We start from the raw sequence: 19,399 nt of genomic DNA, 5'->3' as shown, positions 1-19,399 counted from the left end.
CCCGCCGCGGCCGCGGTCAGTACGACCGCGGCATCTTCAGGACGTTCTGGCCGACGAACGCGAGGATCATGTTGTTCGAGATCGGCGCGACCTGGTAGAGGCGGGTCTCGCGGAACTTGCGCTCGACGTCGTACTCGGCGGCGAAGCCGAGGCCGCCGTGGGTGTCGACGCAGGCGTTGGCGGCCATCCACGACGCCTCGGCCGCGAGGTACTTCGCCATGTTCGCCTCGGCGCCGCACGGCCTGCCCGCCTCGTAGAGGCCGATCGCCTTCCAGCGCATCAGGTCGGCGGCCTCGATCGCCATGTGCGCTCTGGCGATCGGGAACTGGATCCCCTGGTTGGCGCCGATCGGGCGGCCGAAGACCTCCCGCTCGCCGGCGTATCGGCTCGCGCGCTCGACGAACCAGCGGCCGTCGCCGATGCACTCGGCGGCGATCAGGCAGCGCTCTGCGTTCATGCCGTCGAGGATGTGGCGGAAGCCCTTGCCGGCCTCGCCGATCAGCGCGTCGCCGGGCAGGCGCAGGCCGTTGATGAAGACCTCGGTCGTGCTGTGGTTCATCATCGTCTTGATCGGGCGGATCTCCAGCTCGTCGCCGCGGTCGCGCATGTCGACGAGGAAGACCGACAGGCCCTCGCCGCGCTTGCTGACCTCGCCGATCGGCGTCGTGCGGGCGAGCAGGACCATCAGGTCGGAGTGCTCGGCGCGCGAGGTCCAGATCTTCTGCCCGTCGACGACCCAACCGTCGCCGTCGCGGCGCGCCGTCGTGCGGATCCGCGTCGTGTCCGAGCCGGCGTCGGGCTCGGTGACGCCGAACGCCTGCAGCCGCAGCCTGCCCGCGGCGATCTCGGGCAGCCAGCGCTCCTTCTGCGCCTCGGAGCCGTGGCGCAGGAGCGTCCCCATCACGTACATCTGCGCGTGGCAGGCGCCCGGGTTTCCGCCCGAGCGGGCGATCTCCTCGAGGATCACGCTCGCCGCCGACAGCGGCAGCCCGGAGCCGCCGTACTGCTCGGGGATGAGCGCGGCGAGCCAGCCGGCCTCGGTCAGCGCGTCGACGAACTCGGCGGGGTAGGTCTCCGGCTCCAGCTGCTGCCAGTAGGTGCCGTCGTAGCGGGCGCAGAGCTGGCGGATGCCGTCGCGGATCTCCTCCAGCTGCTCGGCGTCGATGGTGGCGGGGGAAGGCGTCGTCATGACTCCAGGCTAATGTCCGACATTCAGCTATGCAAGCAGATTTGCCTTTATCGACCGCGTATACGAGATGGACGTATGGTGGTTGACAGGGCGGGAAGGTTCTGTTGGTATAGGCGCGGTGAGCGTCGATCCAACCTCCGGCGGCCCGCTCGACGGCCTGCTCGTCGTCGCGATCGAGCAGGCCGTCGCCGCGCCCTTCGCCTCCCGGCAGCTCGCCGACCTCGGCGCCCGCGTCATCAAGGTCGAGCGCCGCGACGGCGGCGACTTCGCGCGCGACTACGACCGCGCCGCGGACGGCATGTCGAGCTTCTTCGTGTGGCTCAACCGCGGCAAGGAGAGCATCACCGCAGACCTCAAGGACGACGAGGACCGGGCGCTCGTCAGCGAGCTGATCGGCCGGGCCGACGTCTTCGTCCAGAACCTCGCGCCCGGCGCCGCCGCCCGCCTCGGGCTCGACGCGACGGCGCTCGCCGCCGCCCATCCGCGGCTGATCGCGTGCGACCTCTCCGGCTACGGCGGCGGCGGACCGTACGAGCGACGCAAGGCCTACGACCTGCTGATCCAGTGCGAGGCCGGGCTCGTCTCGATCACCGGCTCGGAGCGGGAACCGGCGAAGGTCGGCGTCTCGATCGCCGACATCTCCGGCGGCATGTACGCCTACAGCGGCATCCTCACGGCGCTCTACGAGCGCGAGCGGACCGGCAGGGGCGCGGCGCTCGCCGTCTCGCTGTTCGACGGGCTGTCGGAGTGGATGAGCCAACCGGCGCTCTACGGCCACTACTCCGGCGCCGACCCGCGCCGCAACGGCGCCGCCCACGCCTCGATCGCGCCGTACGGCCCGTACGCGACCGGCGACGGCGAGGAGGTCAACCTCGGCGTCCAGAACGGCCGCGAGTGGCGGATCCTCTGCGACGAGATCGCGGGCCGACCGGAGCTGGCCGACGACCCCCGCTTCGCGACCAACTCCGACCGCGTCGCCAACCGCGCCGCGCTCGACGCCGAGCTGCGCCCGGCGATCGCCCGCCTTCGCGCCGCCGAGCTGATCGAGCGGCTCGAGGCGGCCGGCATCGCCTTCGGCGTGATGCGCTCCGCCGGCGCGCTGCTCGACCACCCGCAGCATCGCGCGCGCGACCGCTGGACGACGGTCGAGACCCCGGTCGGCCCGCTCGCCGCGCTCAAGCCGCCGGTCGTCGTCGGCGGGCGCGAGCCGCGGCTCGGCGCGGTGCCGGCGCTCGGCGAGCACGACGCCGCGATCCGCGCCTGGCTGGCAGGAGAGCGCGTCTGACGATGGCCGATACTGGGGCGATGCCCAGAGTCAGGCTGGCGCCGGTGCGGCGCGCGTACGAGCAGATCTACGACCAGCTGCGCGCCGCGATGTTCAGCGGCGAGCTGGCCAACGGCGAGCGGCTGCCGAGCGAGGCGCAGCTCGCCGCCGGCTTCGGCGTCAGCCGCGGCACCGTCCGCGAGGCGCTGCGCCTGCTGCTCGCCGAGGGGCTGATCCGGACCGTCCCGGGCGCGGGCGGCGGCAGCTTCGTCGTGCTGCCGACGGTCGACCACGTCGCCGACTTCCTGCGCCGCAACGTCGAGCTGCTGACGCTCAAGGAGGACGTGACGCTGCCGGAGTTCCTCGAGGCGCGCGAGCTGATCGAGCTGTTCGCGGTCCGGCAGGCCGCGGTGCGGCGCACCGACGCCGACCTCGCCGCGCTGCGCGCGACGCTGACGCCCGACGACAGCGGTCTCTCGCCCGAGGAGCAGTACCTCGCCAACCGCCGCTTCCACGAGGTGCTGATCGACGCCTGCGGCAACACGCTGCTGCAGATCGCGGCGGGGCCGATCTTCTCGGTCCTCCACTCGCACCTGATGCGCTTCACGCTGACGGCCGAGTTCCCGCGCTCGGTCTGCCGCGACCACGCGACGATCCTCGACGCGATCGAGGCCGGCGACAGCGAGCGCGCGACCGCGGCGATGGCCGAACACCTGACGTCGCTCGCCGAGGTCTACCGCCAGATCTGGCGGCCTCGGCCGGCGGCGGACGACGACGAGACCCTCATCGGGAGGTTGCAGCAGCCGTGACCGTGCTCCCCGCCGGCGGACCGTACTTCGACGACCTCGAGGTCGGCGACGAGATCCGCTCCGCGCCCGCCCTGACGCTCACCGACGGCGCCGCCGCCGCGCACCGCGCGATCCTTGGCGACCGCCTGCGGCTGCCGCTCGACGCGGAGCTGAGCGGCCGCGTCCTCGGCGGCCCGCTCGCGCATCCGTCGCTCGTCTGCGACGTCAGCATCGGCCAGTCGACGCTCGTCACGCAGCGGGTCGTCGCCAACCTCTTCTACCGCGGCCTCGCGCTGCGGCGGGCGCCGCTGATCGGCGACACCCTGCACACGACGACGAGCGTCGTCGCGCTGAAGCAGAACACGCTGCGGCCCGACCGGCCGCCGACCGGTCTCGCGGTCCTGCGGATCGTGACCGTCGACCAGCGCGACCGCGCCGTGCTCGACTACCACCGCTGCGCGATGCTGCCGCTGCGCGAGGCGGTCGAGACCGGGCGCACCGCCGACCTCGACGCGATCCCCGCCGCGCTCGACGCCGCGACGCTCGCCGACGCCGTCGCCGGCTGGAGGCTGGAGGAGCTGCGCGCCGTCAGCGGCGGCCCGCTCGTCGGCGAGCTGGCGGCGGGCGCGCGGTGGGAGGGGATCGGCGGTGCCGTCGTCTCCAGCGCGCCGGAGCTGGCGCGCCTGACGCTCAACATCGCCGTCGCCCACCACGACGCGACGCGCACCGGCCGGCGGCTGGTCTACGGCGGCCACACGATCGGGATCGCGGCCGGCCACATCGCGATCGCGCTGCCGGACCTGGCGACGATCGTCGCGTGGGAGCGCTGCGACCACCTCGCGCCCGTCTACGAGGGCGACACGCTCTTCACCGACGTCGAGCTGGAGCGGGTCGACCCCGACAGCGGCCTCGTGTGGGTGCGGGCGCGGGTGCGCGCCGATCGCGACGGCGCCGAGCCGAGCGACGTGCTCGACTGGCGCCTGGTCGCGATCCACCCCTAGCGGGATCAGCCGGTGACGCGGCTGGGCAGCGTCTGCTGCTTGCCCGGCGTGACGCGCACGTCGGCGTGGGCGCGGCGGGTCGGGTGGCCTCTGAGCGCCACCGTCGCGACGTTGCGCAGCCGCTTGGTCGGCGCGTCGCGGTCGACGCGGACCGTCAGCGCCAGCTTGCGGGCGGCGCCGGCCTTGAGCGTCACCGTCCAGCAGAGCTGCCCGTCGCGCAGGCGGCCCTTGCCGGTCTTGACGATCGTCATGTGCCGCGGCAGGCGGTCGCAGACGCGCGCCTTGACGGCCGCGGCCTTGCCGCGGTTGCGGACGACGAGCGTGTAGCGGACGGTGCCGCCCTGCTTGACGACGCTGCGGCCGGCCCGCTTGGCGATCGTCAGGCGCGGCTTGCCCGTTCTCGTCGTGCCCTTGACGCCGCCGCTCGGCTCGGTCGGCGGCTCGGGGGTCGTCGGCGGCTCCGGGGTCGTCGGGGGCTCCGGCGTCACCGGCGTCTCCGGCTCTCTCGGCTCCTCCGGCGGCGCCGGGAGCGTGACGATGCCGGCGTCGAGCGTCAGGTCCTCGCCGTCCTCGCCGCGCGGCGCGGGGTTCGGCAGCTCGATCGTCTGGGTCGCGCCGGTCGCCGGGTCGGCGTCGGAGTCGTCGGCCGCGGTCGTGCCGGCGGCGTGCCGGGTGGTGAAGGCCGTCCCGGCCGGCAGCGTCGCCGGGTCGAAGACGACGCGGTAGTCGCCGCTCACGAGGTCGAGCACGCCGGCGTCCTGGCCGGCCTGCGTCGCGCTGGTGAACAGGTAGCGGCCGTCGGCGCCGGTCGTCGTCGTGACGCGGACCTCGCGGCCGTGCTTGTCGACGCCCTCGAGCGTCACGCGCACGCCGGCGACGCCGGGCTCGCCCTCGTCCTGCTTGCCGTCTCTGTTCAGGTCGTGCCAGACGAGGTCGCCGATCCGGCTGGCGACGACGCGCACGGTGCGGGTCGGCGAGAGCGTGCCGAGCGTGATGTCGGCCGAGCGCAGCGCCGCCGTGTTCGAGTAGCGGTCGCCCGAGCGGTTGCCGTCGGTCGCGATCGTGTACGCGAACGTGCGCGACTCGAAGGCGCCGAGCTCGCCGTCGCGCGTCACGCGGATCGCGGTCGCCTCGGCGATCGCGGCCGGGCAGCCGGTCTCGGCGGCCTCGATCTGCTCGGCGGTGCACCACTGCTTGCCCGCGGGCAGCGAGCCCCAGGCGGCGCGGCCGGCGGCCGACGGGTCGTAGGTCGCGTAGATCGCGGCCGGGTCGGCGTCGGTGTAGCGGACGGTCTCGCCGTCGCTCACCTCGACGCCGCGCAGCGCGATCCCGCCGTGGAAGCCGCTGCCGGGGTTGCGGCCGGGGACGGCGCCGGCGGCGTCGCCGTCGTCGGCGAACGGCAGCACGTCGATCACGTCGAAGCCGCTGTGCGGCTCCTGGTAGAGGTTGGCGTACGTGACCTCGAAGGTCATCTCGTCGCCGGGCTCGACGAACCGCTCGCGGACGGCCTTGTCGACCTGGATGCCGGTCAGCACGTCGACGAGGATCGTGCGCGCGGCGTAGCGGGGGTCGCTGCCGCCGGTCGGCACCGACGTCGGCGAGCCGGCGTCGTCGGGGCTCGTGACGATCGCGCGGTTGACCTTCGCGCCGCTGGCGGTCGTCGCGACCCGCACCCAGTAGGTGATCTCCGGGCGGTCGTCGCTGGTGAGGGTCCCGAGCTTCCAGACGATCGTCGTCGTGCCGTCGGGGTTGCGGACGACCGACGCCGCTCTGTGCGACGGCTCCTCGCCGGGCTGGTCGGAGAGCTCGGTGCCGGCCGGCAGGACGTCGGTGACGGTCACGTCGCGGGCGCTGGCGACGACGTCCTCGCCGAGCTGGCTGGGGACGACGACCTGCGGCAGCAGCGCGAACTTCACGGCATCGCCGCCGCGGACGGCCGGCGTCGCGGTCGAGGAGGACTCGGGATCGACGATCGCCTTTCTGATGATCGTCTGGGCGCTGCTGAGGATCAGGCGGTCGCCGCGGAGGCCCTTGTGGTCGCCCGGCGTGTAGGTCGGCGCGACCCACGCGCCGCTGTTCACCTGGTAGGGCATGAAGTTGGCGATCTTGGTGCCGTCGGCGCCGGGCTTGGCTTCCAGGTTGACGGCGACCGCGAGCGTGAACTGATGCGGCGGCTTCGTCAGGAAGCGCACGCGGACCTTCGTGATCTGCGACGGGTCGGCCGGCACGGCGGTGCTCCACTCGGCCGCGTCGCCGCCGCAGCCGGTCGCGCGCAGCGCCGCCCAGCGGGTCTCGTCGTCGGCGTCGGTCGCGGTCGGCGCGGTCGAGTACTCGATCACGAAGTCGGTGTCCTCGACCAGCTTCGGGCCGCCGGTGACCGAGTTGGTCGTCACCCACGCCGCGTTGCCTCCGGCGGCCGCGCCGGCGGTCGTCACCTGCTGGGTGGTCGTGTCGAAGACGTCGCAGATCGCGATCTGCTCGTAGCCGGCGATCGGGTTGCGGCTGGAGGCGCGGATCTCGGCCTGGAAGATCTGGCCGGGGCTGACGACCGAGAAGCCGTTGCGGTCGACGTTCGCGCCGCCGGGGATGTAGTTGCCGGGGCGGGTCCGGTCGACGTAGTGCTTGAAGAAGTCGCCCGAGGCCGAGAGGCTCAGCGTCGCCCGCGCGGTGTTGTTGGACGGGTTCTCGCCGACGGCGGGGACGCCGTCTCTGCTGCGCGCGTCGAGGTCGACCAGCTGGTTGGCGGTCTGCAGCTGGCCGCCGGCGGCCTCCAGGTCGCTGCGCGGGACGAAGATCGTGACCGTCGTCGAGGCGAGCGTGCCGGAGCTGTGCTTCGCCGGGTCGGTCAGGGTCAGGTCGAGGCCGATCCGCTTGTCGGGCTGCGGCGTGCAGCTCCAGACGCCGCCGCTGCCGGTCGCGCAGTCGACGAACTCGGCGTTGGCGCTCACCTCGCCGAAGGCGTCGGCGAACGAGAGCGCGGCGGCCGGCGGCTCGTAGCCGATCAGGCCGCGCCCGCCGAAGTCGGGGATGCGGACCGAGACCGGGTATCTGAGCAGGTAGCCGGGCACGCCCTGGGCGCCGCCGGAGGCGACCGCCGAGACGGTCGGTGCCGACTTGACCATGTCGAGGCGCGGGATCGAGCTGACGGTGACGGGCGCGGGCGTCGTCGAGCGCTCGGGGGCGCCGTCGGCGACGACGCTCACCGAGCCGGCGGCCGGCGTCAGCACGGTGCCGTTGCCGGTCTCGTCGACCTTGGCGGTGAGCGACAGCGTGCGCGCGGTGCCGGTCGGGACCTCGCCGACGTTGCAGACGATCGTCTGCCCGTCGATTCTCGAGGCCGGCGTGACGCCGGCGGTGAGGCAGACGGCCGGCAGGCGGGTCCATGACATCCCGTCCGGCAGCGTCTGCGTGATCGTCACGTTTCTGCCGACGCTGCTGCCGGCGGCGTCGTCGTTGACGTTGAATTCGATCTGGTAGGTGACGCTGTCGTTGGAGCGGACGACGTCGTTCTTGGCGTCGACGTCGTTGCCGGGGCCGGCCTCCGCGTCGAAGGAGGGCGTGCCGGTCAGCTGCGTCACCGCGAGGTCGAGCGAGCGCGGCGCGGCGATCGCGGGCGTCGCGACGGCGGCGCTCAGCAGCGTCGCGGCGGCGATGCCGAGGGTGATGCGGCGGCCGGGGGCGCGGCGCGTGCGGCCGGGGCTCGGTGGGACTCCGCGTCGGTCGATCGTGCGCAATTCGGGCTCCTCTGTCAGGAAAGGTCTTGCGGAGGGATGAGCAGGGTTCGCTCGCTTTCCCGTCGTGGGTCGCCGGAGCGTTCCCCCCGGTCTGTTTGGGGCGCGGCGTCAGCCCGCGTCAGCGCCTGGCGCCGGGCGGTCGCGCTTGCGCGGCGCGCCCAGGCGGCGGCGACTCAGCCGTCGAGGATCGCGTCGAAGCGGGCGGCGCAGTGCAGCAGCGCGTGCTCCTGCGCGGCGAACGCGGCCTCCAGCGCGCCGAGCAGCGCGCCGTCGTCGCCGGCCGCGGCGGCGTCGGCGAACGCCTCCGGCGGCGGCACCGGGGCGGCGGCGAGCAGCGCCTCCGCCTCGCGGCGCAGGCCGGCGCCGTCGATCGCCTCGGCGACGCGGCCGATCAGCCGCTCGCGCACCCGCGCGCCGTCGGCGAAGGCGGCGTGGGCGGTCGCCAGCGGCACCGTCGCCGCGCGCCCGAAGACGCGGCCGTGGAGCACCGCCGCGTTGGCGCGGCTCTGCTCGCGCTGCGCCGCCGCGACCTCGGCGCCGATCCCGGCGCCGTCGGCGAGCAGCTCCAGCCCCTCCGCCAGCGGCGTCGCGTCGAGCGGCAGCAGCGCCTGCAGCTCCGGCGGCAGCTGCGGCAGCCACCGCTCGCGCTGGGCGCGATGGTCGGCGGCGAGCTGCTCGATGCGCGCACGGTAGCCGGCGGACGAGGCCATCGACTCAGGGTAGGACGGCGCGGCCGGGCACCGCGAGCTGCGTCACGCCGCGTCGCGCGGACGCCTGCTGCCGGTCCGCGCCGCGAGCCGGAGCGTTCCGGCATGCCGCGCCGCTGCGTGCCGCCCGTTCATGGCCGCTCCGGCGCCCCATCAACCAGAGCGTCGCGGCCGCCGACGCGCGACCATGTCGGGATGGCGGCGACGCGCTACGACGAGATCGGCCACGGCTACGCCCGTCTGCGGCGCGAGGACCCCCGGATCGCGGCCCGCCTCCACGCCGTCCTCGGCGACGCCGAGACGGTCGTCAACGTCGGCGCCGGCGCCGGCTCCTACGAGCCGCGCGACCGCCACGTGATCGCGGTCGAGCCGAGCGCGGTGATGGCCGCGCAGCGGCCGCCGGCGCGCGGATGCCGCCGGCGGTCGTCGAGCGGGTCGTCGCCGACGTCGCGCGCGACCTCGCCGACGGCACGTGGGACGCGCGCAACGGCGAGCTGCGGGCGCTCGACGCCTGCGACGCCGGCCTGCGCCTCGTCGTGGCGACGCCGTAGCGGCGGAGGAGCATCCAGGAGGTCGCCGATCGTCCGGCGCGCTCGGGCGGGTGCGCCGCGGCCGCGCGGGGAATGACAACGGCCATGGACGAGATCTATCCCGGCCTCCGCAGCTGGACGGCGATCCGCGAGACGATCGGCCAGCCGGTCCACTCCGCCTACGCCGTCGAGGCGCGCACGCTGATCGACCCGATGGTCCCGCCGGAGGGGCTCGCGGTCTTCGGCGGCGAGCTGCCCGCGCCTGAGCGGATCGTGCTGACCAACCGCCACCACCGCCGTCACAGCGCCCGCTACGTCGAGCGCTTCCACTGCGAGGTGCTCGCCAACGAGCGCGGCCTCTTCGACCTGCTCGACGGGCCGGTCCGCGTCACCGGCTTCTCACCCGGAGACGAGGTCGCGCCGGGCGTCGTCGCGCACGAGGTCGGCGTCCTCTGTCCCGACGAGAGCGCAGTGCACGTCGCCGCCGGCCGGGGCGCGCTCGCGGTCGCCGACGGGGTGATCCGCGCCCACGACGACGGCGAGCTGGCGTTCGTCTCCGACCGGCTGCTCGGCGACGACCCGGAGCGGATCAAGCAGGGGCTCGCGAGCGCCTACCGCCGCCTCTGCGACGAGCTGGAGTTCGACGCGCTCCTGCTCGCCCACGGCGCGCCGATCCCGACCGGCGGGCGCGACGCGCTGCGAACGTTCGCCGACGGCGTGCTCGCCGCGACCGGCTGACGGGCGGAGCCGGCGGGCGCGGCCGCGCGGCTCAGCCGAGCTCGTCGATCAGATCGGCGACCGATCTGACGATCCTCGACGGCCTGAACGGGAACCGCTCCGCCTCCTCCAGCGTCGTCACGCCGGTCAGCACGAGGACGGTCTCCAGCCCGGCCTCGAGGCCGGCGACGACGTCGGTGTCCATCCGGTCGCCGATCATCGCCGTCGTCTCGGAGTGGGCGTCGATCGCGTTCAGCGCCGAGCGCATCATCAGCGGGTTGGGCTTGCCGACGAAGTACGGCTCGACCCCGGTCGCGCGGCTGATCAGCGCGGCGACCGCGCCGGTCGCCGGCAGCGGCCCCTGCAGCGACGGGCCGGTCGCGTCGGGGTTGGTCGCGATGAAGCGGGCGCCGCCGACGATCAGCCGGATCGCGTGCGTGATCCGCTCGAAGCTGTAGGTGCGCGTCTCGCCAAGCACGACGTAGTCGGGATCGCGCTCGGTCAGCGTGTAGCCGTTCTGGTGCAGCGCGGTCGTCAGCCCGGCCTCGCCGATCACGAACGCCGAGCCGGCCGGCCGCTGGTCGGAGAGGAACTGGGCCATCGCGTTGGCCGAGGTCCAGATCGACTCCTCCGGCACCTCCAGCCCGCTCGCCTTCAGGCGCGCCGCGAGGTCGCGTCGCGTGTAGATCGAGTTGTTGGTCAGCACGAGGAAGGGGATCTCGCGCTCGCGCAGGGTGCCGAGGAAACGGTCGGCGCCGGGAATGGCCGACTCCTCGTGGACGAGCACGCCGTCCATGTCCATCAGCCAGGATCTGATCTCACGCCGTCTGCTCACGCGGCGCATGGTAGTCGAGCAGGGGGTCCGGAGCGGGTCGCGGATACCATGCGCAGGACACGCGGGCGGTTAGCTCAGTTGGTAGAGCACTCGCCTTACAAGCGAGAGGCCGCCGGTTCGAACCCGGCACCGCCCATCCGCCCGCGTACGGCGCCTCCCAGCGCCCGGGTGCCTGACCGCGCGCCGGCCGCGTCGTCTGAAAGGCTTCCGGCGATGGCCGAGTCGCAGCCGTTGCCGTTCGATCCGATCGCCGAGGCGCGCCGCCACTGGCGCGAGCGCTGGGGCGATGAGCCCGCCCGTCCGATGGCGGCGGTCACCTCGATCATGCGCGCGCAGCAGATCCTGCTGGCGCGCCTCAACGAGCTGCTGAGGCCGCATGGGCTGACCTTCCCGCGCTACGAGACGCTGATGCTGCTCGTCTTCAGCAGGAGAGGGGCGCTGCCCGTCGGCAAGATGGGCGAGCGGCTGCAGGTCCACCGCACGTCGATGACGCACATGGCCGACCGGCTCGAGGAGGCCGGCCTCGTGACGCGCGTCTCGCACGAGCAGGATCGCCGCTCGACGCTGATCGCGATCACGCCGGCGGGGCGGGAGCTGGCCGAGCGGGCGACCGAGACGCTCAACGCCGCCGGCTTCGCGATGGAGCCGCTGAGCGCCGATCAGCAGGAGGCGATCACCGAGCTGCTGACCTCCGTCCGCCGCGACGAGGGCGACTTCGCGGCATAGGGGAGCGGCGCCCGCGGCGCGCTCGCGCACCGCGGAGGGGCGGCTGGAGCCGTTTAGGAGGAGGGTCGCATATCTTGACGGGTGCCCTGCGGGGTCGGCGGTCGCGGCACGGCGGCCGTCGGAGCGAACGAGAGGACGTAGGCATGACGGCAAGCGGGATCGACACCGTCGGCGTAGTCGGCGCCGGCTTCATGGGCTCCGGCATCGCGGAGTCGGCGGCGCGCGCCGGGGCGCAGGTGCTGCTGTACGAGCCGGAGGCGGCGCGGCTGGACGGCTCGCGAGAGCGGATCGCGGCGTCGATCGCGAAGGCGGTCAAGGGCGGCAAGCTCGACGAGGCCGGCGGCAAGGCGATGCTGGAGCGCATCACCTGGACGACCGACTTCGCCGCGCTGAAGAGCGCGCAGCTCGCGATCGAGGCGGTCGTCGAGGACGAGGCGGTCAAGGCCGACGTGTTCGCGAGGCTCGACGCGACGCTGCCGCAGGAGTCGATGCTCGCCTCCAACACCTCGTCGATCCCGATCGCGCAGCTGGCGGCCGCGACCGGCCGCGCCGACCGCGTGCTGGGGCTGCATTTCTTCTCGCCGGTGCCGGTGATGAAGCTGGTCGAGATCGTCGTCGCGCTCGACACCTCCGACGAGACGATCGCGCGCGCCGAGGCGTTCGCGCAGGCGCTCGGCAAGACGGCCGTACGCACGAAGGACCGCTCCGGCTTCGTCGTCAACATGCTGCTGGTGCCGTACCTGATGGCGGCGGTGCGGATGTACGAGGAGGGCTTCGCCTCCGCGGAGGACATCGACGTCGCGATGAAGCTCGGCGCCGGTCACCCGATGGGGCCGCTGACGCTCGTCGACTTCATCGGCCTCGACGTGCTCTACGCCGTCTGCGACTCGCTCTACGAGGAGTTCAAGCGCGACGAGTACGCGCCGCCGCCGCTGATGAAGCGGATGGTCGCCGCCGGCCGGCTCGGCCGCAAGGCCGGGCGCGGCTTCTATGACTACTCGTAGCGGACGGGGATCCGGACAGCCGGTGACGATTCGCCGGCGCCACCGGCTGCCCGGACCCGTCTGATTCTGCGCGCGGCCGCTCGCACCTGCCGGCGGCCGCTCAGCCGATCAGCACGCGCGTCCGATCCGCGGGATCGACGCGCACGGGGATCGACGCCCCAGGTTGGAAGTTCCCGATCACCAGGGGCGAGACGGCCTGGCGGTGGGTGACGGGATAGGGGTCGCCGTCGTCGACGGTGACGAGCAGGTCGAACTCGACGCGCGGGTTCCCGTCGATCGTCATGCCGGTGTCGCGCAGCGCCTCGACGGTCGCCTGCCCGACGAGCCCGGTCGCCATCAGCCGCTGCGCGTCGGCCTGCCGGCGGCCGGCTTCCGGGAGCGGCCCGTCGTCGTTCATGAAGCCCATCGTCGCCTCCTGGTGCGTTGCGCTCGAGACGCTACGGGCGCGCGATCGGCGCGTCAGTGCCGGACCGGTCTCGGATCGGTCTCAGGCGCGGAGGCCGGCGCAACGCCCGGGTCAGGCGAGCCCGGCGGGGATGCCGCGCTCGCGCACGATCATCTCCAGCGGCTCGCGCGGGCTGAGCGTCGGCATCTGGCGGACGGTCATCGTGCGGCCCGGGAACAGCTCGAGGTGGTGGCGCTGGAGCAGCAGCGTCGCGATCGTGCGGATCTCCTGTTGGCCGAAGCGCATGCCGATGCAGGTCCGCGAGCCGCCGCCGAACGGTATGTAGGCGCCCTTCGGCAGGCGCGCCTTCGCCTCCGGTGTGAAGCGCTCGGGCACGAACGCCTCCGGCTCGGGCCAGACGTCGGGGAGGCGATGGCTCGCCCACGAGCTGTAGTTGACGTAGGCGCCGGCGGGCACGGTGCAGCCGGCGAACTCGAACGACTCGACCGCCTTGCGCGGCCCGACCCAGGCGGCGGGGTAGAGGCGCAGCGTCTCCTCCAGCGCCATCTCCAGCTCGGGCAGCGCCTCGCCGGTCAGCTCGGCGGCGGTCGGACGGCGGCCGCCGGGGAGGACCCGATCCTGCTCGGCGAGGACCTTCGCGAGCGCGGCGGGGTGGCGGGCGAGCTCGTAGAGCAGGAAGGCGACGGTCGAGGTGGTCGTGTCGTGGCCGGCGAACAGGAGCGTCATCACCTGGTCGCGCACCTCGGTGTCCGAGAGCGTGGAGCCGTCCTCGTCGCGCGCGTCGAGCAGCATGCTCATCACGTCGGTGCGGCTCGGGTCGGGCTCGCGCCGGCGTCGCTCGATCTCGCCGTAGATGATCCGGTCGAGCGTGCGGCGGGCCTCCAGCATCCGCCGCCACGGCGTGCGCGGGCCGCGCAGTATGCGGAGCGCGAAGTCGGTGCCGTAGAAGGAGAGCGCCCGCTCGAAGTCGACGGCGGCGCGGCGGCCGGCGCCGTCCTCGTCGGGATCGAGGCCGAACAGCGCCTTCATCGCGATCCGCAGCGCCAGCTCCCGGGCCCAGTGGTAGACGTCGACGATCTGCCCGGGCTGCCAGCCGTCGAGGGCGCGGAGCGTCTCCGCGACCATCGTGTCGACGGCTGCCGCGATCCGCTCGCGGTGGAAGGCGGGCAGCATGATCCGCCGCGCGCGCCGGTGGTAGGCGCCGTCGATCGTCAGCAGGCCGTCGCCGAGCAGCGGGATCAGGTCGCCGAAGCTCCCCTCCCGCCAGAGGAAGTTGCTCGCGTGCGAGACCGTGATGTAGTGGTTGGCCTCGGGGCCGAGCATCATCACGACCCGCCCGTGGAAGACGCGCACGCTGAAGACCGGCCCGAAGCGGTGGTACGCCGGCAGCAGCACCGGCAGCGGGTCGCGCACGAACTGGAAGGTCCGCGCGACGCTGAAGTCGTTGAGCCCCGGCGGGAACGGCACCTCCGCCGTCCGCTCCCGGTTGAGGTCGCTGACGATCCGCAGCAGCGGGTTGGCCTGCAGCTGTTCGGGCGCTTCGACGGCCATGGATCCAGCCTACTGGCCAGCCAGCCAGTCCGCTACCGGGAAGCAGTGGGTCGGCGTTCGTCCGTCCGTCCTCCGCCGGCCGCGAGCACCGCATGTCAGCTGCCGCAGTGGCGATGTTTCAGCCCGCTCGCGGCGAGGAAGCGCCGCCCCGCGACTCATGCCATACTTCCATCCCCCAAGGGGGCGTAGCTCAGTTGGTTAGAGCGCCGGCCTGTCACGCCGGAGGTCGCGGGTTCGAGTCCCGTCGCTCCCGCCTTCGGCACCACCCTGATGTTCGTGGTGCCGGGCGTGGTCCTCAGCAGCACGGAAGTAGCGTGCGAACGCCGCGCGAGGCTTGACCGCCGTGATCGCGCCGCCGTGCTCTCAAGCTCGCTCGAACGGCGACGTGAGCAGTTTGCGTCGCTCGCCCGGCGGATTCCATCTCCCAGAAGGTGCCGAAGTCGGCGAGGATCGCGGCGGCCTTGTCGAGCTGTGGGTCGACAGGCGGCGCCATGCGCTCCAGCTCTTGTTCTCTCCCTGTAGGGCGTGGCAGCCGATCACGGTTTCCACGAGCGCCTGCTCGAACCGCTCATCGGATCAGGACGCAGGGTCCGGTCGGTCGGTCCGGCGATGGTCGCCGACCGTGGCCACGATCGCGATTGTCGCGTATCCCATCGTGAAGCTCCCGCCGGCCGCGTCGATCGCGTCGCCGATCCCGGTCAGCAGCTCTGCGAGCTTCGACTGTGGGAGGCGGCTGTGGCCGCCGAACGTCGGCACCTGGTCGAGCCACTCGTCTTTCGCGTAGGGCTGCGTCCAGTCGAACCGCCATTGCTCGTGCTTGCCGAACGCGCCCGTCGCCCTGATCCCCTCGGTCGTGGGTCCGAGGATGTGGTCGTAGGCATCGAGTGGGTTGCGTGGGCCAACGGCGAACGGCGTGTTGGGCAGCACGCGGCGATAGACGTCCGAGAACGCCTGCGCCAGCTCGGGTGGGGCCTGCTGCACGTTCCAGAAGACCGCCAGCAGACCGCCGGGCTGCAGCAGCTCGGCGGCCTTGGCCGCGCCGGCGGCCGGGTCGATCCAGTGCCAGGTCTGGCCGGCGATGATCGCATCGAACGTCCGCCCGGCCGGGTGCCACTCCTCGAACTTCGCGACCTCTACGTCAAAACCCTCCGCCCGCGCGAACGCGGCCATGCGGGCATCGACCTCGACGCCGAGCACGCGACAGCCTGCCGCCTTGAACGGCCGCGCAGCGACGCCGGTGCCGATGCCCACGTCGAGCACGTCAGGGCCGGGAGCCGAGGCGACGATCCGGTCCACCAGCTGCTGGGGGTAACGGGGTCGAGTTCGGTCGTAGCGCTCGGGATCGGCGCCGAAGGACTCGGCGAGCCGGCGTGCGCGGTGCGGTGCCCGGGGGGTCGGAGATGGGGTGGACGGCGGTATAGTGGGCATCTGCCCACTTTGAACGGGCAGATGCCCACTTGTCAACGCCGACGCACACGACAGGAGACGTCACGAGTGCCGACGGGAGTGCCGATCCGCGACGTGCGCGAGCAGCTCTTCGACGCCGCCGGACGAGTTCTGCGCCGCGATGGCCCTGACGCGCTGACCAGCCGCGCGGTCACGATCGAGGCCGGTCTCGCCAAAGGCATCCTGCATCGGCACTTCGCCGACTTCGACACGTTTCTCGCCTCGCTGGTGCTGACCCGGATCGAGCTGCTGGACCACCGCTCCGAGGAGCTGCGCTCTTATGCCGGGAGCCGCGGCATCGCCGACAACCTCGTGGCCGCTCTGACCACCTCCCTCGACCCAGACTCGCTGGCGATCGTCGGCCTGGTCATGTCTCGCCGCGATCTGCTCGCGCGGCTGCGGCTGACCACGCCGACCGGCGTCCCGCTGTTGGCGGAGGCGACACGGATGATCGCCGCCTATCTGACCGCCGAGCGCGGACTCGGCCGGATCACCCCGAAAGCAGATGTCGATCAGCTGGCGCTCGTCTTGGTCGGCGCCGCGCACTTGCTGCTTGCCGGACGGGAGAGAGCCCCGCAGGCCAGCGAGGTTCGCCAGCTCGTGGTCACGGTCATCGGGGGCGCCATGCAAGAGGAAAGAGATGCCGTCTCGTTCCCGGCGTCCCACTGATCCATCCGCCCCGTCCCGGATCTCGATGCGGTGGTGCCGAACGTGGGTTTGACTCCCGTCGCTCCCGCTCGGTACACCCCGCATCTCCCATCGAGATCGCGGGGTTTTCTTTTGGTGGACGTGAGACGTCTGTATCCGTGCTGGTGTTCAACCGTCTCCGGAGCTGCCGGGCCAACGCAGCTACGTGCTGGGGCCGATTAGTTTCACGCAAGGGATGGGTCTCTACCGACATGAGCGATCGGAAAGTGGTTCTCAAGATGGTCTTGTCCCTCGACGGCTTTGCCACGAGCCCGGACGGGACGCATGAATGGATGTTCGAGTGGTTTGGCGAGGACTCCGGTGACTGGAACCGCCGGGCGTTGGGAGAGGCCGGTGTCCATGCGATGGGCCGACGCAGCTACGAGATCATGGGCCCGCACTGGGCCGCGTCGGAGGGGCCGATCGCGACCGCGATGAACGAGAAGCCGAAGGCCGTCTTCTCTCGCACCTTGAAGAAGGCGGACTGGGGACCGGCCGAGATCTTCGGCGGGGACGTGCGCGCGGAGATCGCGGAGTTGAAGGCTCGGGACGACGAAGGGACGATCCTGGTCCACGGCGGCCCCACTTTCGCCAAGGCGCTGACCCGCCTCGGACTCGTCGACGAGTACCAGGTCACGACGGTTCCGATCGCGATCGGCGCGGGGCGCAGCCCATTCGCGGATCTGGGAGAGCACCTGAAACTGGACGTCGTCGAAGAGGAACGCTTCAAGAGCGGAGCGCTCGCGCAGATCCTGGTGCCGAAGCGATCGCAGCAGTGATCGCGAGGGGGCGAGCGTGGCGAGCCCGAGCGTGGTCTTGTGGCGCCAGGGGAGAGCGTCGCGGCTGATGCCATGCTCGGCGGCGGCGATCGGTGTTTCAGGCATTTCGCTGATCGCCAGGATGTCCGCGACAGTGGCGAAGTACCGCGGCCTGGATCGCGTCGATCACGAGCTGGCGCAGGTCGCTGTCGGGGGCATCACGCGGCAGCGGTCCACGCGAGCAACGCCTCGCCGAGCCGGTGCTCAAGCTCGGCGACGAAGGCGGCGCTGGGCGTGACTCGGTACGCCGGACCAAGGCGGAGCGTGCGCCGGCCCCTCGTCGTGCTGAGTTCGACGAGGACGGTCGTCGCACCGGAGTAGACGTCGAAGAGCTCCTTGAGATCGTCGATCGCACTGGCGGGCAGCGCGGTTGCGTCGAGCCGGATGCGGAATGCGGGCGGGCCGACGGGGATTTTCGCCGCCTCCTCCTTCGCCTTCTCGATCTCCTCTTCGCTGGGTGTGAACAGCTCCGCCTCCTGGACGACGACCGTGGTCTTGGAGGCGTCCTTGTGGTCGACGCGGCCGCGCAGGGTGATGACGGCGTCCATCTCGAAGGCCGCCTTGGAGGCGGCGAGCGTTCTGCCGAAGATCAGCAGCTCGACGGTGCCTTCGAGGTCGTCGAGGGTGGCGAACATCATGTGGTCGCCTCTCTTCGTGCGCAGTCTCTTCGTCTGCGTGATGATGCCCCCGACGGTGACCCAGTCGCCGTCCTTTCTCTCCGGCAGCTCGGCGAGCGAGCAGTCGACCTTCGCCCGCATCGCGGCGCGCACCGTCTTCAGCGGGTGGGCGGAGATGAAGAGGCCGATCGACTCCTTCTCGGCGGCGAGCAGCTCGTTCTGGTCGAACTCCTCGGCCGGGATCGGCGGGTGAATCGGGGCGGCGACGGCCGCCGCAGTGCCGTTGCCGCCACCGCCGCCGTCGAAGCCGAGGTCGAAGATCGAGCCCTGGCCGATCAGCGCGTCCTGCTGCGCCTTCTGGCCGGCCGCCTGCGCCGTCTCCAGGATGCTCAGCATCCCCTTGCGCGAGGCGCCGGTCGATTCGAGGGCGCCGCATTTGATCAGCGCCTCGATCGACTTCTTGTTGACCGACTTGCCGTCGACCCGCTCGCAGAAGTCCCAGATCGAGGTGAAGGGACCGTCCTCCTCGCGGGCGCGCTTTATCGACTCGACGGCCGCGTAGCCGACGCCCTTGACGGCGTCGAGGCCGAAGCGGATGTTGCCGTCGACGACCATGAAGTCGTGGTCGGACTCGTTGACGTCCGGCGGCAGGATCTCGATCCCCATCTGGTCCGCTTGGGCGACGAAGAACGGGACCTTGTCCTTCGTGTCCATCACCGACGAGATCAGCGCCGCCATGTACTCGGCCGGGAAGTGCGCTTTAAGCCATGCGGTGCGGTAAGCGATCAGCGCATAGCAAGCCGCATGGGATTTGTTGTACGAGTAGTCGGCCGACTTCTCGTTCGTTGCCCACAGCCACTCGATCACCTGCTCGGAGGTGCCCGACGCGCGGCAGCCCTCGACGAACTCCGGCTTCAGCTTCGCCATCGCGTCGCGATTCTTCTTGCCGATCGCCTTGCGCAGATCGTCCGCCTTCGCCCCGGAAAATCCGGCGAGGCTCTTGGCGATCTGCATCGCCTGCTCCTGGTACAGGATCACGCCCTTGGTGGACTCCAGGATCGGTCGCAGCCGCTCGTCGGCGTACGTGATGGAGTCCGGGTTGCGCTTGCCGCGGGCATACGTCGGGATCTGGTCCATCGCCCCGGGTCGGTACAGCGCGTTGAGCGCGATCAGGTCCTCGAACTCGGTCGGCTTGACCTTGCGCAGCGACTCCCGCATGCCCTCGGACTCGAACTGGAAGACGCCGACCGAGTCGCCGCGGGCCATCATCTCGTAGGTCTTCTTGTCGTCGAGCGGCAGCGTCGTCATGTCGGGACGGGTGCCGGTCGAGCGCTCGATGATGTCGAGCGCGTCCTCGATCACGTCGAGGTTGCGCAGCC

17 protein-coding genes, 2 tRNA genes and 1 pseudogene are annotated in these 19,399 nt (G+C 72.1%); 12 read left to right on the top strand and 8 right to left on the bottom strand.

Going from position 1 to position 19,399, the window contains the following annotated elements; all coding sequences use genetic code 11:
- Window positions 1–16: 16 nt before the first annotated feature.
- Window positions 17–1,189, bottom strand: a complete 1,173-nt coding sequence (locus tag BDZ31_RS24075) for an acyl-CoA dehydrogenase family protein (RefSeq protein ID WP_183345977.1) — start codon at window positions 1,187–1,189, stop codon at window positions 17–19.
- Window positions 1,190–1,307: 118 nt separating this feature from the next.
- Here BDZ31_RS24075 and BDZ31_RS24070 point away from each other — a divergent pair, with 118 nt between their 5' ends.
- Genes BDZ31_RS24070 through BDZ31_RS24060 form a run of 3 tightly spaced genes read left to right on the top strand, consistent with a single transcriptional unit; the run spans window position 1,308 to window position 4,242 of the window.
- Window positions 1,308–2,474 carry a CoA transferase gene (locus tag BDZ31_RS24070; RefSeq protein ID WP_221243311.1) on the top strand — a complete coding sequence of 389 codons (1,167 nt, stop codon included), beginning with the start codon at window positions 1,308–1,310 and terminating at the stop codon, window positions 2,472–2,474.
- 20 nt (window positions 2,475–2,494) lie between these two features.
- The gene (locus BDZ31_RS24065) at window positions 2,495–3,262 is read left to right on the top strand and encodes a FadR/GntR family transcriptional regulator (protein ID WP_183345973.1); all 768 of its coding nucleotides are present in this window, start codon (window positions 2,495–2,497) and stop codon (window positions 3,260–3,262) included.
- Window positions 3,259–4,242, top strand: coding sequence for a MaoC family dehydratase (locus BDZ31_RS24060; protein WP_183345971.1), 984 nt, complete (start codon window positions 3,259–3,261; stop codon window positions 4,240–4,242). The genes BDZ31_RS24065 and BDZ31_RS24060 overlap by 4 nt, the downstream gene beginning before the upstream one ends.
- A 5-nt stretch (window positions 4,243–4,247) precedes the next feature.
- On the opposite strand, the gene BDZ31_RS24055 is transcribed toward BDZ31_RS24060, so the two are convergent.
- Both BDZ31_RS24055 and BDZ31_RS24050 read right to left on the bottom strand, forming a co-directional pair.
- Window positions 4,248–7,976: an SdrD B-like domain-containing protein gene (locus BDZ31_RS24055; protein ID WP_183345969.1), complete on the bottom strand. Its 3,729-nt coding sequence runs from the start codon at window positions 7,974–7,976 to the stop codon at window positions 4,248–4,250.
- 173 nt (window positions 7,977–8,149) lie between these two features.
- Window positions 8,150–8,686: a hypothetical protein gene (locus BDZ31_RS24050; RefSeq protein ID WP_183345967.1), complete on the bottom strand. Its 537-nt coding sequence runs from the start codon at window positions 8,684–8,686 to the stop codon at window positions 8,150–8,152.
- A gap of 192 nt (window positions 8,687–8,878) precedes the next feature.
- On the opposite strand from BDZ31_RS24050, the pseudogene BDZ31_RS26175 reads away from it, so the two are divergent.
- The 3 genes and pseudogenes from BDZ31_RS26175 to BDZ31_RS24040 all read left to right on the top strand — a co-directional run.
- Window positions 8,879–9,085: pseudogene (locus BDZ31_RS26175) on the top strand (class I SAM-dependent methyltransferase); the annotation flags it as partial.
- An 8-nt stretch (window positions 9,086–9,093) separates the two neighbouring features.
- Window positions 9,094–9,234: a hypothetical protein gene (locus BDZ31_RS25285; protein ID WP_246345884.1), complete on the top strand. Its 141-nt coding sequence runs from the start codon at window positions 9,094–9,096 to the stop codon at window positions 9,232–9,234.
- Between the two features lie 84 nt (window positions 9,235–9,318).
- On the top strand, window positions 9,319–9,951 hold the full coding sequence (locus BDZ31_RS24040) for a hypothetical protein (protein WP_183345964.1): 633 nt from the start codon (window positions 9,319–9,321) through the stop codon (window positions 9,949–9,951).
- 31 nt (window positions 9,952–9,982) lie between these two features.
- Here the strand turns inward: BDZ31_RS24040 and BDZ31_RS24035 are convergent, their stop codons facing one another.
- Complete coding sequence (locus BDZ31_RS24035) at window positions 9,983–10,774, bottom strand: HAD-IIA family hydrolase (RefSeq protein ID WP_221243310.1); 792 nt, start codon at window positions 10,772–10,774, stop codon at window positions 9,983–9,985.
- A gap of 54 nt (window positions 10,775–10,828) precedes the next feature.
- On the opposite strand from BDZ31_RS24035, the gene BDZ31_RS24030 reads away from it, so the two are divergent.
- The 3 genes from BDZ31_RS24030 to BDZ31_RS24020 all read left to right on the top strand — a co-directional run bounded on the left by BDZ31_RS24030 (window position 10,829) and on the right by BDZ31_RS24020 (window position 12,495).
- A tRNA-Val gene (locus tag BDZ31_RS24030) sits at window positions 10,829–10,901 on the top strand.
- 77 nt (window positions 10,902–10,978) lie between these two features.
- A complete protein-coding gene (locus BDZ31_RS24025) occupies window positions 10,979–11,491 on the top strand; it encodes a MarR family winged helix-turn-helix transcriptional regulator (protein WP_183345961.1) in 513 nt (170 codons plus the stop codon).
- A 143-nt stretch (window positions 11,492–11,634) separates the two neighbouring features.
- Window positions 11,635–12,495 (top strand): 3-hydroxyacyl-CoA dehydrogenase family protein, encoded by an 861-nt coding sequence (locus BDZ31_RS24020; RefSeq protein ID WP_183345959.1) that lies wholly within the window; start codon window positions 11,635–11,637, stop codon window positions 12,493–12,495.
- A 100-nt stretch (window positions 12,496–12,595) separates the two neighbouring features.
- Here the strand turns inward: BDZ31_RS24020 and BDZ31_RS24015 are convergent, their stop codons facing one another.
- Both BDZ31_RS24015 and BDZ31_RS24010 read right to left on the bottom strand, forming a co-directional pair.
- Complete coding sequence (locus tag BDZ31_RS24015; protein WP_183345957.1) at window positions 12,596–12,892, bottom strand: DUF3592 domain-containing protein; 297 nt, start codon at window positions 12,890–12,892, stop codon at window positions 12,596–12,598.
- A 120-nt stretch (window positions 12,893–13,012) separates the two neighbouring features.
- Window positions 13,013–14,452, bottom strand: coding sequence for a cytochrome P450 (locus BDZ31_RS24010; protein WP_183345955.1), 1,440 nt, complete (start codon window positions 14,450–14,452; stop codon window positions 13,013–13,015).
- A gap of 179 nt (window positions 14,453–14,631) precedes the next feature.
- Here BDZ31_RS24010 and BDZ31_RS24005 point away from each other — a divergent pair.
- Window positions 14,632–14,705: transfer RNA gene (locus BDZ31_RS24005), tRNA-Asp, on the top strand.
- A 323-nt stretch (window positions 14,706–15,028) separates the two neighbouring features.
- Here BDZ31_RS24005 and BDZ31_RS24000 read toward each other — a convergent pair.
- A complete protein-coding gene (locus BDZ31_RS24000; protein WP_183345953.1) occupies window positions 15,029–15,880 on the bottom strand; it encodes a class I SAM-dependent methyltransferase in 852 nt (283 codons plus the stop codon).
- 78 nt (window positions 15,881–15,958) lie between these two features.
- Between BDZ31_RS24000 and BDZ31_RS23995 the strand changes: the two genes are divergently transcribed.
- Together BDZ31_RS23995 and BDZ31_RS23990 are read left to right on the top strand one after the other, a co-directional pair.
- Window positions 15,959–16,567, top strand: coding sequence for a TetR/AcrR family transcriptional regulator (locus BDZ31_RS23995; RefSeq protein ID WP_221243308.1), 609 nt, complete (start codon window positions 15,959–15,961; stop codon window positions 16,565–16,567).
- Window positions 16,568–16,797: 230 nt separating this feature from the next.
- Complete coding sequence (locus BDZ31_RS23990; protein ID WP_183345950.1) at window positions 16,798–17,364, top strand: dihydrofolate reductase family protein; 567 nt, start codon at window positions 16,798–16,800, stop codon at window positions 17,362–17,364.
- Window positions 17,365–17,561: 197 nt separating this feature from the next.
- Here the strand turns inward: BDZ31_RS23990 and dnaE are convergent.
- Window positions 17,562–19,399: DNA polymerase III subunit alpha (gene dnaE, locus BDZ31_RS23985; protein WP_183345948.1), on the bottom strand; the 1,838-nt coding region annotated here is incomplete at its 5' end.

It is taken from the genome of Conexibacter arvalis (assembly GCF_014199525.1).
GTDB lineage: Bacteria > Actinomycetota > Thermoleophilia > Solirubrobacterales > Solirubrobacteraceae > Conexibacter > Conexibacter arvalis.
This window is presented reverse-complemented; position numbering and strand designations above follow the sequence as displayed.

What these genes read in the sequence shown, in the direction of transcription:
- BDZ31_RS24050 (WP_183345967.1), bottom strand. Translation starts at nt 8,686, where the DNA reads ATGGCCTCGTCCGCCGGCTACCGTGCGCGCATCGAGCAGCTCGCCGCC.
- BDZ31_RS24015 (WP_183345957.1), bottom strand. Translation starts at nt 12,892, where the DNA reads ATGAACGACGACGGGCCGCTCCCGGAAGCCGGCCGCCGGCAGGCCGAC.
- BDZ31_RS24010 (WP_183345955.1), bottom strand. Translation starts at nt 14,452, where the DNA reads ATGGCCGTCGAAGCGCCCGAACAGCTGCAGGCCAACCCGCTGCTGCGG.
- BDZ31_RS24000 (WP_183345953.1), bottom strand. Translation starts at nt 15,880, where the DNA reads ATGCCCACTATACCGCCGTCCACCCCATCTCCGACCCCCCGGGCACCG.
- BDZ31_RS23990 (WP_183345950.1), top strand. Translation starts at nt 16,798, where the DNA reads ATGAGCGATCGGAAAGTGGTTCTCAAGATGGTCTTGTCCCTCGACGGC.
- BDZ31_RS25285 (WP_246345884.1), top strand. Translation starts at nt 9,094, where the DNA reads ATGCCGCCGGCGGTCGTCGAGCGGGTCGTCGCCGACGTCGCGCGCGAC.
- BDZ31_RS24035 (WP_221243310.1), bottom strand. Translation starts at nt 10,774, where the DNA reads ATGCGCCGCGTGAGCAGACGGCGTGAGATCAGATCCTGGCTGATGGAC.
- BDZ31_RS24025 (WP_183345961.1), top strand. Translation starts at nt 10,979, where the DNA reads ATGGCCGAGTCGCAGCCGTTGCCGTTCGATCCGATCGCCGAGGCGCGC.
- BDZ31_RS24040 (WP_183345964.1), top strand. Translation starts at nt 9,319, where the DNA reads ATGGACGAGATCTATCCCGGCCTCCGCAGCTGGACGGCGATCCGCGAG.
- BDZ31_RS24065 (WP_183345973.1), top strand. Translation starts at nt 2,495, where the DNA reads ATGCCCAGAGTCAGGCTGGCGCCGGTGCGGCGCGCGTACGAGCAGATC.
- BDZ31_RS24020 (WP_183345959.1), top strand. Translation starts at nt 11,635, where the DNA reads ATGACGGCAAGCGGGATCGACACCGTCGGCGTAGTCGGCGCCGGCTTC.
- BDZ31_RS24075 (WP_183345977.1), bottom strand. Translation starts at nt 1,189, where the DNA reads ATGACGACGCCTTCCCCCGCCACCATCGACGCCGAGCAGCTGGAGGAG.